This is a genomic window from Methylobacterium sp. WL12, assembly GCF_008039475.1.
Taxonomy (GTDB): domain Bacteria; phylum Pseudomonadota; class Alphaproteobacteria; order Rhizobiales; family Beijerinckiaceae; genus Methylobacterium; species Methylobacterium cerastii.
The window spans coordinates 1-778 of the sequence record NZ_VRUW01000231.1 but is presented as its reverse complement, the minus strand read 5'-3'; the positions used below and the strand labels follow the sequence as shown (position 1 = coordinate 778).

Sequence of the window (778 nt, the reverse complement as noted above, 5' to 3'; positions counted from 1 at the left end):
ACTGCGATCGGATTATGATGCCGAAGGTTTGCGCGCTCTGGCCAAGGGTTCGCGCAATCCGGCCCAGACCCGCCGCCTGTTGGCGCTGTCGGTGATCTCGGCGGGCGGCTCGCGCTCGGAGGCGGCCGAGATCGGCGGGGTCGGGTTGCAGACGGTGCGTGACTGGGTGTTGGCCTTCAACGCGGCTGGTCCGGACGGGCTGATCGACGGCAAAGCGCCTGGTGCCCGTCCGCGCCTGAACGCCGGGCAGCGCGATGTCCTGAAGGCCCTAATCGAACAAGGGCCGACGCCCGCCGCTCACGGCGTAGTGCGCTGGCGCTTGTGCGATCTGGCGCAGATCCTGGCCGAGGATCAGGGCGTGTCGATCTCCGAGCAGACCTTGAGCCGGGTCTTGCGGGCGATGGGCTACGCCAAGCTCTCAGCCCGTCCGCGCCATCACGCCCAGGACCCGGACGCCGCAGCTGTTTTTAAAAAAGCTTTCCCCACCGTCTGGCGCAGATCGGGCAGGCTGTCGGCGGCAAACCCGTAGAGGTCTGGTTCTGCGACGAGGCGCGGGTCGGCCAGAAGAACACCCTGACCCGGCGTTGGGCAGCACGCGGTACGCGCCCCTCGGCTCCCAAGGATCAGCGCACGCAGTCAGCCTACATCTTTGGGGCGATCTGCCCGGCCCGAGGCGTCGGCGCGGGCCTGGTCATGCCCCGTTGCACCACGTCGGCCATGACCCATCACCTCGAAGAAATCTCCGCAACCGTCACGCCCGGCGCCCACGCTGTCCTCC

At 68.3% G+C, this 778-nt stretch carries 1 pseudogene; it reads left to right on the top strand.

The features are described 5' to 3' along the window. Position 1: 1 nt before the first annotated feature. Positions 2-778: pseudogene (locus FV226_RS27650) on the top strand (IS630 family transposase); the annotation flags it as partial.